Origin of the sequence: uncultured Marinobacter sp. (genome assembly GCF_963974375.1) — a bacterium.
Lineage (GTDB): Bacteria > Pseudomonadota > Gammaproteobacteria > Pseudomonadales > Oleiphilaceae > Marinobacter.
In genome coordinates, this window is the sequence record NZ_CAXBDN010000017.1 from 20,832 (window position 1) to 30,750 (window position 9,919).

At 62.0% G+C, this 9,919-nt stretch carries 11 protein-coding genes; 6 read left to right on the top strand and 5 right to left on the bottom strand.

Annotation, left to right across the window (positions count from 1 at the left end; all coding sequences use genetic code 11):
- Nucleotides 1-22: 22 nt before the first annotated feature.
- The 3 genes from AAC035_RS02740 to AAC035_RS02750 all read right to left on the bottom strand — a co-directional run bounded on the left by AAC035_RS02740 (nt 23) and on the right by AAC035_RS02750 (nt 2,656).
- Nucleotides 23-1,030 carry a DMT family transporter gene (locus AAC035_RS02740; RefSeq protein ID WP_339799736.1) on the bottom strand — a complete coding sequence of 336 codons (1,008 nt, stop codon included), beginning with the start codon at nt 1,028-1,030 and terminating at the stop codon, nt 23-25.
- A gap of 199 nt (nt 1,031-1,229) precedes the next feature.
- Nucleotides 1,230-1,907 carry a YceI family protein gene (locus tag AAC035_RS02745; protein WP_339799718.1) on the bottom strand — a complete coding sequence of 226 codons (678 nt, stop codon included), beginning with the start codon at nt 1,905-1,907 and terminating at the stop codon, nt 1,230-1,232.
- Entirely contained in the window at nt 1,904-2,656 is a 753-nt protein-coding gene (locus AAC035_RS02750) for a CDP-alcohol phosphatidyltransferase family protein (protein WP_339799719.1), read from the bottom strand. Before AAC035_RS02750 ends, AAC035_RS02745 begins: the two co-directional genes overlap by 4 nt.
- Before the next feature lie 90 nt (nt 2,657-2,746).
- On the opposite strand from AAC035_RS02750, the gene AAC035_RS02755 reads away from it, so the two are divergent.
- The 4 genes from AAC035_RS02755 (at nt 2,747) to AAC035_RS02770 (ending at nt 7,120) form a co-directional block, all read left to right on the top strand.
- Entirely contained in the window at nt 2,747-3,742 is a 996-nt protein-coding gene (locus AAC035_RS02755; RefSeq protein ID WP_339799720.1) for a zinc-binding alcohol dehydrogenase, read from the top strand.
- A 75-nt stretch (nt 3,743-3,817) separates the two neighbouring features.
- Nucleotides 3,818-4,216, top strand: a complete 399-nt coding sequence (locus AAC035_RS02760) for a 6-carboxytetrahydropterin synthase (protein WP_339799721.1) — start codon at nt 3,818-3,820, stop codon at nt 4,214-4,216.
- Nucleotides 4,217-4,226: 10 nt separating this feature from the next.
- Nucleotides 4,227-6,167 (top strand): glycosyltransferase, encoded by a 1,941-nt coding sequence (locus tag AAC035_RS02765; RefSeq protein ID WP_339799723.1) that lies wholly within the window; start codon nt 4,227-4,229, stop codon nt 6,165-6,167.
- A complete protein-coding gene (locus AAC035_RS02770; protein WP_339799724.1) occupies nt 6,164-7,120 on the top strand; it encodes a lysylphosphatidylglycerol synthase transmembrane domain-containing protein in 957 nt (318 codons plus the stop codon). The genes AAC035_RS02765 and AAC035_RS02770 overlap by 4 nt, the downstream gene beginning before the upstream one ends.
- Here the strand turns inward: AAC035_RS02770 and AAC035_RS02775 are convergent.
- A complete protein-coding gene (locus AAC035_RS02775; protein WP_339799726.1) occupies nt 7,071-7,919 on the bottom strand; it encodes a RibD family protein in 849 nt (282 codons plus the stop codon). The genes AAC035_RS02770 and AAC035_RS02775 overlap by 50 nt on opposite strands.
- A gap of 281 nt (nt 7,920-8,200) precedes the next feature.
- Here AAC035_RS02775 and AAC035_RS02780 point away from each other — a divergent pair, with 281 nt between their 5' ends.
- Both AAC035_RS02780 and AAC035_RS02785 read left to right on the top strand, forming a co-directional pair.
- The gene (locus tag AAC035_RS02780) at nt 8,201-8,953 is read left to right on the top strand and encodes an enoyl-CoA hydratase-related protein (protein ID WP_339799728.1); all 753 of its coding nucleotides are present in this window, start codon (nt 8,201-8,203) and stop codon (nt 8,951-8,953) included.
- A gap of 48 nt (nt 8,954-9,001) precedes the next feature.
- Nucleotides 9,002-9,349: a helix-turn-helix domain-containing protein gene (locus AAC035_RS02785; RefSeq protein WP_339799730.1), complete on the top strand. Its 348-nt coding sequence runs from the start codon at nt 9,002-9,004 to the stop codon at nt 9,347-9,349.
- Here the strand turns inward: AAC035_RS02785 and AAC035_RS02790 are convergent.
- The coding region (locus AAC035_RS02790) for a UTP--glucose-1-phosphate uridylyltransferase (RefSeq protein WP_339799732.1) at nt 9,346-9,919 on the bottom strand (574 nt) is incomplete at its 5' end. The genes AAC035_RS02785 and AAC035_RS02790 overlap by 4 nt on opposite strands.

Here is a 9,919-nt window from a genome sequence, read left to right on the forward strand (position 1 = left end):
ATACGGATCCCGGGTGCTGTGGTCAATAGTTTTTTGGGCGGTCAGGGCCATAATGGGCGGCTCTCAGGCGGGCGATGCGCCGGGCGCGGGCGGATTTCCGCAGCCAGTTGCGCAGGGCTCTGGAAACCACCGTCCAGCGATTGACCAGCAGCGACAGCAGAATGACGCCACAGCCAGCCACCTGGGTGGCGGACATGCTCTGGTCGAACCAGAACCAGGCCAGGATCGCCACCCACACCGGTTCGAGAATCAGCAGAACAACGCCATGGCTGTTGTAGGCGAGGCTCTGGGCGTATGTCTGCAAAAGGAACCGGAAAGCGGTGCCTATGGTCGCGCTGGCGATCAGCCACCAGAACAGGACACCAGTGAAGTTGCTGAAGGTCGGCTGCCAGGACTCGAACATCAGGGACATGACGCCAGTCAGCAGGCCGGCGGTGGTCATGCTCAGGGCGGTCAGAGGCAAGGCCGCTACCCGCTCCTGCTGAACGCGTTCGCCCTGGCGGTTCACCACGGTGCGGGTATTTGCTGTGCGTGAGGTCAGCATGTATGAGCAGGCGAAAATCAGGGCCGACAGTGCGAACAGCAATTGTCCGGTCTGGGGCCTGAATCCGTTTTCAAGGGACAGCAGGGCCAGGCCACAGACGGCCACAGGTAGTGCTATCCAGGTACTGAGTGGCTGCTGTTCTTTGAACAGCACGCGGGCAATGACAGGCACGATAACCACTGCAAGACTGGTAATGAACGCCGCTTCGCCCAGGTTGACGCCGAGCCAGATTCCGATCACCCACAGGCTCATGGCAGAACCGAACACCAGCCCCACCCGTGCCCCCCGCAGGACCTGAATCAGTGGCAGACGGATCAGCTGCCGGCGGGCGAGACAGGCCAGGATCGCACCGGCGATCAGAAACCGCAGTGACATGAACAGCAGCGGCGGCATCAGCAGTACTGCTTCTTTCGAGAAAGCCCAGCTGGCAGCGGCCAGGATGGTCACCAGGATCAGAATCAGATCGGATTTATGGGCGTTCGACAAGGGCATGACGACAGTAGGGTCCCGGGAATGACATCAAGGAAGGCGCATGATTTTAGCATGCTTAATAAGTAGTCACTAATCGTAAAAATACACAGGTCTGACGTGAGAAAAACCTCCGCAGCATCATGGGATCAGACCGAGGCGGCGGCAGCGATGAAAAACATGCCGGGGACCTGGAACCCCGGCACGGAGGCGGTGCTTACTGCAGAATCGCCTCGAATTCGAAGCGGAGAATGACTTCATCACCGACCATCAGCGGATCCAGGGCGTAGGTCATACCCCATTCGCTGCGCTTGATGGTGGTACTGGCGGACAGGCCCAGCGTGTACTTCTCATGACCGAAGGGGTAAACGGCTGACTTGTTCAGAGCAACGTCAAGAGTAACCGGATTGGTCTTGCCCAGCAGGGTCAGATCACCGGTCAGCTCGCCGGTATTTTCGCCGGTGGTCTCGAAGCTGGTCACTTCAAAGGTGATGTCACCGTGGCGACGAACGTCGAGAAAGTCATTTTTCCTCAGATGGTCATCGCGCTTGTCGTGATTGCTGAACACGCTGTCTGCCTTGACCACCACTTTACCGGAGGGCACTGTTTTGGCGTCTTCGTCGTACTCAAACTCGCCGGAGGCCTCCAGGAACATGCCGATCACCGGCGCATAGCCAAGGTGGTCCACCTCGAAGGTGATCGCAAAATGCTCATCATCGATTTTATAGGTTTTAACTTCTGCCGCCGCCGGGCCGGCGAACACCAGCGCGATGATCAACAGGACGGCGGTCAGCAGGTAGAGCGGATTCAGTGAGGGCATTGCCGCAGCCTTGCTGCGCGAGCCCTGTTCTGAATACCGGGGCGCGGACCGCTGGAAGTGGGAGTGAGTAGTCATGGTGTTCTCCTTGGTTGGTTCCGGTGGGCCATCAGGTACCGGACGTCGATCGCGAAGGACCAGCACAGCAGTATCAGGGCCACCAGCAGTGAGCCCGAAGCCAGCCACAGGGGTGTGACAGGCAGCAACGCAATCATCAGGGTGACCAGCTGCCAGACACACACAGTCTTGCGCCGGAAACTCTCCGGCAATGGGTCGTTGAGAAAAGGTGCTGCGAAGGCGGCGACCACGAAGCCATAGCGGATCAGGCCGATCAGCAGCACCCAGGGGCCCGCCTTATCGAGCACCAGCGCCGCAAAACAGAGCAGCAGGATAAAGAAGGCATCCAGCTCCATGTCAAAGCGGGCACCGAAGGCGCTGCTGGTGCCGGTCTTGCGGGCAATGTGGCCGTCGACGCCATCCAGCAGTAGTGCCACCACGCAAAGCAGGGCAAAAGGCCAGATCAGACGGGCCAGCAGGTCCGGCTGCAGGGTCAGGCTGGCGAGGAACAGCACCAGCACTGCTCTGGCCAGGGTTACCCGGTCGGCGGGGCCGAGCACGTGGCGGCTGTGAATCTGGCTCAGAGTCAGGATCAGTGCGAAGCTGACGAATAATATAGCTGAGGCGATAATGGGCAACCATGGCAGCTGCATGGCAAAATCGGTGATCAGCAGCAGCGCGGACAAAAACGCGGCGGCAGCGAGCAGGTCCCGCCATGGGGTCTGTCTCGCGGACTGTCCAAGAGACTGTTTCCAGTCGGATACATCCATACGCCGCTCCTGTCGTAAGCTATCCTGTACATCCTTATACCCTGGCAACCGGCAAACGGTTCAGCACAGTGAGTTCAGCATGGAGCGTGTATGGCAGTATCGTCAATGAAAACTTCGCCCGCTTTCTGGGTCACCGGACCCGGCCAGGGGCGGATTGAGCCGGCGCCCCTGAACGCTGTTCCGGAAGCGGATTCGGACGCCCCCTGGGTGGAGGTGGAAACCCTCTACAGTGGCATCAGTCGCGGTACCGAAAGCCTGGTGTTCCAGGGGCGGGTGCCGGAGTCTGAGCATCAGCGCATGAGATCGCCGTTCCAGCAGGGGGAGTTCCCGTTTCCGGTCAGTTACGGTTACATCAATGTAGGAAGGGTGGTGGCTGGCGAGCCATCGTTGCTGGGTAAGACCGTGTTCTCGCTGTTCCGCCATCAGCGCAGGTTCCGGGTGCCCGCTGGCGCCGTGACGCCGCTGCCGGATGGATTACCACCTGAACGGGGCGTATTGGCTGCCAATATGGAAACCGCCATTAACGGACTCTGGGACGGCCAGCCGGCGGTGGGTGACCGTATTGCCGTGGTTGGCTGTGGCGTCGTTGGTTGCCTGGTGGCCTGGCTGGCCAGTCGTATTCCCGGCACCCGGGTGACGGCCATTGATACCAACCCCCGGCGCAGGGCGGTACTTGAAACCCTGGGGGTAACCTTCGCCGAACACTGTGATGACGACGATCACGACCTGGTCTTTCACACCAGCGGTCACGGCGCCGGTCTGTCCACGGCTCTCGCCCTGGCCGGGCAGGAAGGCCGGATCGTGGAAATGAGCTGGTATGGCGCCACCCCGGTCACCGCGCCTCTGGGCGAAGCCTTTCACGCCAGGCGCCTGCAGCTGGTCTCAAGCCAGGTCGGGCACCTGCCGGCAGGGCGCACGCCCCGGTGGGACTACCGTAAACGGATGGCATTGGCTCTGGAGTTATTGCAGGATGACAGTCTGGACCAGTTGATTACCGGTGAGTCGGCGTTTGAAACCTTACCCGAGGTCATGGCTACCCTTGCGACTGCTACCGATATAATTTGCCATCGTATTGTCTATCAGTAATCTGCAGAGAGCTCTGGCCAGAATCTGAGCGGCCGGAGTTTTTCATGCTCTTTTTACGCTTTCAGGAGTCGTCGAATGTACAGTCTGACCGTCCGGGATCACGTCATGATCGCCCACAGTTTCAATGGCGAAATTTTTGGCCCTGCCCAGAAGATGCATGGGGCTACCTACGTTGTGGACGTTACCTTTGAGCGCAGTGAACTGGACAGCGACGATCTGGTGGTGGACATCGGCCTGGCCTCTGAGGTGCTGAAAGAGCTGCTTGGTGAGATCAACATGCAGAATCTGGATGAACTGCCACAGTTTAGCGGACGCAACACCACCACCGAATTCATGGCTCGCTGGGTATTTGACCAGATGGCAGCTGGAATTCGCGACGGCAAACTGGGCAAGACCGGCAACGGCCTGAGCGGGCTCAATGTCACCCTGGCCGAGTCCCACATTGCCTGGGCCAGCTACCGTGGTGAGCTCTGAGACCGCAGTCATGCCTGAAACCAATGTATCCCCTCAGCGTAACGCAAGCTGGATCTTTGTGGTTCCCGGTGATCCGAACCAGTTGACCGGCGGCTATGGCTATGTGCGCGCTCTGGTGAGGGCGTTGAGTGACCTTGGTCAGCCGGCCCGCATTATCGGCCTGCGAGGCAGCTTCCCGCGACCGGACAGCGAGGCCATGGCCGCCATGGAGGACGCCCTGGCCGCACTGCCGGATCAGTCTGTGGTCATCCTTGATGGTCTTGCCATGGGAGGGCTGCCGGAGGCGGTGGCCGCTCATGCACAGCGGTTGCAATTGCTTGCTCTGGTGCACCATCCACTGGCGGATGAGACTGGCCTCAGTGAGGATGATCGCCACTGGCTGAAAGCGTCGGAACGTCGTGCCCTCGGCCTGGTGCGGGGTGTGATCACCACCAGCACCACCACCGCTGAAAGTCTGCCGGGGGAAAACCGTTACGGGGTGCCCCCCGGGCTGATTGGCGTGGTGGAGCCCGGGGTGGCCCTGGGTGAGGCACCGTCGCCTCGGAGGGATACCGGTCCGTTGCGGCTGCTGACGGTGGCCCACCTGTCCGAGCGCAAGGCCCAGACCGATCTGGTGACGGCGCTGGCCGGACTGACAGAACTGGACTGGACCTGTCAGCTGGTGGGTTCGCCCCATCGCGACCGGGAGTATGCCCGCGAAGTGTGCCGGCTGATTGCCGAAAAAGGCCTGACCGACCGGGTGCAGGTGGCGGGCGAGCTGTCCGGAGCCGAACTGGCCGAGGCTTTCCGGGAGGCAGACCTGTTTGTGCTGCCTTCCCGCCATGAGGGCTATGGCATGGTTATTGATGAAGCCCTGGCCTGGGGCCTGCCGGTGGTCTCATCGGATGGCGGCGCCCTCCAGCGCACCGCTGACCGTCCCGGCGCAGTGCGCTACAAGGCTGGTGATGTGGCGGCTCTGACGGCCCGGCTGCGGTCACTGATGGAAGATCGCGACGCCCTGCAAGCCCTGGCCAGTGGCGCGGCAGACAGCCGCGACCGACTCAACACCTGGCTGGATTCTGCGGGGGCCTTTCGCTCGCTGGTACTCCGTTTTACCGGACTGCAGGACAGAAATCCGGCCGCCGCCCCGCCAGGCTCGCTCTTTGATGACGCCTGGCTGGCGCTGCGCAAACCCGCCGATCACCAGGCCCGATGCCCGCAGCTGACGGCTCAGACCCTGGGCTGGCTGGCCCAGTACGAACAGCCGGTGGCAGTGGACCTGGGGACCGGAACCGGCTCCAACTACCGTTATCTGGCTCACCGGGTACCGGAACGCACGCAATGGCACCTGCTGGATCAGGACGAGCGTCTGCTGGACCGGCTGCAACAGCGGCTGGAGGATCAGTCGCAGGTGACCATTCAGCAGGCCTGGCTGACCGCCGAGTCTCTGGATCAGCAGATACCGGAGGCGGCGAATCTGATCTCCGCGTCGGCACTGATTGATCTGGTGTCTGCAGACTGGCTGCAGGCCCTCAGTGAGGCCGCTGCCCGTCGCAGGGCCGCAGTGCTGATTGTGCTGTCCTACAGCGGTGATTTTCGGCTGTCACCGGAGCACCCGGACGATGCCCGGTTGCGTGCGCTGGTCAATGATCATCAGCATCGCGACAAGGGCAGTGGCGGCGCCGCCGGACCCGAGGCAACCCGCCTGCTGGCGGATAACCTCACTGCCCGGGGTTATGACGTGGTGGTGGCCGACAGCCCCTGGCAGCTGGATCGGGAGCATGGCGATCTCAAGAAAGCACTGATGGCCGGTTGGGTTGAAGCCGCGGCAGAACAGCTGGGTGAGTGGCCGGCCTGGTTGGTGCAGTGGCATCACACCCGGGAACAGGAGGCCAAGGACGGTATTCTTGAAATCACCGTCAGCCATCAGGATCTGTTTGCCAGCCCCTCTGGCCGGCCTGACCAGGAATGACCGCGGCATCACCTGGCGCAGTGCCCTGGAAAACGGCCATCCGTTGGCTCGCGACTGTGCTGATTCTGGTGCTGGTGGCCTGGTGGATAGACTTTGCGTCTATCGGCCAGCGCCTGGCCGAGCTGCATCCGGGCTGGGTGTTGCTGGCTCTGCTGGTGACGCCCATGCAGGTGGCCCTGTCGGCCTGGCGCTGGCAGTACACCGTGCGTTGTCTGGGTGGGCAGCTGCCGCTGGGTGCTGCGGTGCGGGAGTATTATCTTGCGACGTTTATCAATCAGGTGTTGCCCGGTGGGGTGGTGGGCGATGCCGGCCGGGCCTGGCGCCAGGGCTTATGGGCCGGTGACTGGCAGCGTGCCATCCATGGCGTCATGCTGGAGCGGCTGTCCGGCCAGCTGGTGTTGCTGCTGGTGGGTGGTGGCCTGCTACTGATGTATTTGCCGGGCATGGCTGAGGGCTTTCCGGCGTCGTCAGGTCTGGTATCGGGGTTACTGGTCCTGGCGCTTGGCCTGATTCTGCTGGTCCGCTGGGTGCCAGCGCTGCGGCGCTGGTTTGGGCAATTGCTCGCTGATGCCAGCCAGGCGCTGCTGGGGTGGCAGGCAACCCCGGTGCAGCTGGGGTCGTCGCTGCTGGTGCTGGGTAGTTACCTGCTGGTGTTCTGGTTGCTGGCGCTGGCTCAGGGGTCGGTGACGGCTACGGCCAGCCCGGGTTTGTTGCTGGCACTGTGCAGTGTGCTGTTGCTCACCATGGTGATTCCGCTGACGGTTGCCGGCTGGGGTATCCGGGAGGGGGCGGCCGCCATACTCTGGCCGCTGGCGGGGCTGCCGGCGGAGGAGGGTGTTGCCCTGGCCGTGGCCTACGGCCTGCTGGTGCTGGTGTCGGCGCTGCCGGGCGCCCTGTGGCTGCTCAGCGCCCCCGGAAGTTCAGATCAAACAACATATCCGATCCCAGATTGACCATACGGGTCTCCGGTCGCAGAGCGTCTTTCAGGCTGTCGATTTCCCGCAGGGTGAAGGCCGGTTGACCGCTGCCGATAATCATCGGGGCCACAATCACATGCAGCCGGTCCAGCAGTCCCTTCTGCAGGAACGTGGAAACGGTCTGACCGCCACCCTCGACAAATAGCCGGCGCAGCCGGAAGTGGCTGAGCACCGCAAGCACTTCCTCAGGATTGATAGGGCCGTCACTGTCGGTCAGGCAGGCCACTTCCTGGACGCCACCGCTGAGTGTCGCTGGCAGTGGCCCTGACCCGTACTTTGTCGCCACCAGCCGCAGGGTGGGGGCACTGCCATCACAGAACAGGTGGTGGCTGTCCGGTACCTTGCGGTGGCGATCAATCAGCACCCGAACCGGATTCGGGCCGTGGGCCAGGCGCACGGTCAGCCGCGGGTTGTCGGCGGAGGCGGTGCCGGAACCCACGATGACGGCATCGGATACCGCCCGCAGTCGATGCAGGTGCAGCAGGCCATCCTCACCATTGATGTAGCGGGACTTTCCGGTCACTGTCGCGATGCGCCCGTCCAGGCTCTGGCCAAGCTGGGCAATCACCGACGATGGCCGGTTCGGAGCCAGGGGTGCCACCAGCGGAAGAAAAACATTCAGCAGCTGATCAGCCAACCGCTGTTCAGCGCTTTCCGGTCGCTCCCCGGGGTTGCCTGGTTCAGGCGGTGCCTTGCCGGCACGGACCGCCGTCAGCGATGCCAATACCAACTCCCAGGCCTGTTCCTGATTTAACGGGTTGACCTGTGCTGTCATGAATTTGCTCCGTTCAGGCAGGGTTGTGTCCCTGCGTATTCCTGCTCCGGTCCCGCTGACGTGCGCACGGAACGAATGTGTTAACAGACAAGTACGATGAAAACCGTCAATGATTCACTTTAGGGCCCATGGCGTTAATCTACCAGTCAGTGACTGGCCACAGGGCAGCGCACTGCAAGTCGTCGCCGGTAAGTCACTGACGGGTTTGCCAAACTGTCCGCGCTCGGGTGTAATGCATTGGTTACCATTGTTTCATCAAGCCAGACCGGAGTTCTCCTGACGTGTTTTCAGTAACCGATGCCCGCGAGCTGACTGACCAGGCACCTGAGGGCATTGCCGTGATTGATCTGGCACTGCCGGAGCATAATGCCTGGCACGCCGGCGCCCTGGAGGCGTTTGCTCTGGAGCTGACCAGTCAGGCCAACACCAGAAAATGGCGGGCGTTGATTATCAGTGGCGGTGAAGACAGCCATTTTTGCTCCGGCACGGCCGCAGACGCCGACCGGTCGCTGGTGGCGCTGACCCGGCTGGCGCGGATCTATTCTCAGGCCTTCAGCGCTCTGCGTCGCTACCCGGGGCTGATTGTCGCCGCCATCAATGGTGCGGCCAGCGATGAGGGGCTGGCGCTGGCACTGTGCTGTGATTTCCGGGTGTCCTCGCCGGCGGCGGAGTTTGGTTTCAGTCCCATGGGCCGCAACCGGATTCCCATGGGCGGCAGCACCCAGTTGCTGCCCCGGCTGGTGGGTGAGTCCCTGGCGAAACGAATGATGCTTTGTGGCCACCGCCTGAATGCGGAACAAGCACTGGCCTGTGGCCTGGTGGATGAAGTGGCGGCCAGCGACCAGCGTCAGGATTTGCTGACCCGGTCGGTAGCGTTGGTGGCGCCTTCCTGCGACCATGATCCGGTGGTGGTGCACGGGGTTCGCCAGCTCATCGAGCACGCCCGCATGCGCCCGCTGGAGACCGGCTTTGCGGCCGAGCGGGACTGGCAGGCGACACTGGCAGACATGCAGAAAGACCTCGGCGGCCACTGACCGCATCAACGATCAGCAGCGTCGAGGGCGCACAGGGAGCTCACATCCATGCGTTATCTACGGGAATTCAATCAGCGTTTGCGGGAACTTCGTGAAGCCCGCCGCGTCACCAGGGCCGAGGTGGCGGCGGCCTGTAATACCGATGAGCGTACTGTGGAGGCTTGGGAGTCCCGCGACCTGTCATTGCGCAGTTATCCCTCAGTCCCGGAGCTTATTGATCTCTGCCAGCGACTGGAGGTGACTCTGGAATCAATGCTGGACCCGGATAGCCCGGTGGACCCGGGTCAGCTGGAGCTGCCCGGACTCGCGTTCTCCAACAGTGACGAACTGAGCGGGGCGATTGATGAGCTGGAAAGAGAACTGGCAAGGGTTCGCCCCCTGCCGGATGCCGATTAGGACTTGCCCGCCTTGTACACGTTCTCATATACGTAGTTGGTGGCTTCCACAAAGCCATCAATGCTGCCGCAATCGAACCGGCGGCCCTTGAATTTGTAGGCCAGGACACAGCCGTTGTGGGCCTGCTCCAGCAGGGCGTCGGTGATCTGTACCTCGCCGTTCTTGCCCGGGGGCGTGCGCTCCAGAATGTCGAAAATGTCCGGGGTCAGGATGTACCGGCCGATGATTGCCAGGTTGGACGGAGCATCTTCCGGTGCCGGCTTTTCCACCATGTCGGTGATGCGGTAAAGGCCGTCTTTCATGGACTCACCGGCAATCACACCGTACTTGTGGGTTTCGTCTTCCGGTACTTCTTCGATGGCGACAATGGAACAGCGGAACTGGTTGTACAGCTTGACCATCTGGGCCAGCACGCCATCACCACCGTCGGTGGCCACACAGAAGTCATCCGCCAGTACCACTGCAAACGGGTTATCACCCACCAGAGCACGGCCGGTAAGAATGGCGTGGCCGAGGCCCTTCATTTCGTTCTGGCGGGTGAAGGAGGAATTGTTGTTATCGATCAGATCG

What these genes read in the sequence shown, in the direction of transcription:
- AAC035_RS02745 (WP_339799718.1), bottom strand. Translation starts at nt 1,907, where the DNA reads ATGACTACTCACTCCCACTTCCAGCGGTCCGCGCCCCGGTATTCAGAA.
- AAC035_RS02750 (WP_339799719.1), bottom strand. Translation starts at nt 2,656, where the DNA reads ATGGATGTATCCGACTGGAAACAGTCTCTTGGACAGTCCGCGAGACAG.
- AAC035_RS02755 (WP_339799720.1), top strand. Translation starts at nt 2,747, where the DNA reads ATGGCAGTATCGTCAATGAAAACTTCGCCCGCTTTCTGGGTCACCGGA.
- AAC035_RS02760 (WP_339799721.1), top strand. Translation starts at nt 3,818, where the DNA reads ATGTACAGTCTGACCGTCCGGGATCACGTCATGATCGCCCACAGTTTC.
- AAC035_RS02765 (WP_339799723.1), top strand. Translation starts at nt 4,227, where the DNA reads ATGCCTGAAACCAATGTATCCCCTCAGCGTAACGCAAGCTGGATCTTT.
- AAC035_RS02770 (WP_339799724.1), top strand. Translation starts at nt 6,164, where the DNA reads ATGACCGCGGCATCACCTGGCGCAGTGCCCTGGAAAACGGCCATCCGT.
- AAC035_RS02775 (WP_339799726.1), bottom strand. Translation starts at nt 7,919, where the DNA reads ATGACAGCACAGGTCAACCCGTTAAATCAGGAACAGGCCTGGGAGTTG.
- AAC035_RS02785 (WP_339799730.1), top strand. Translation starts at nt 9,002, where the DNA reads ATGCGTTATCTACGGGAATTCAATCAGCGTTTGCGGGAACTTCGTGAA.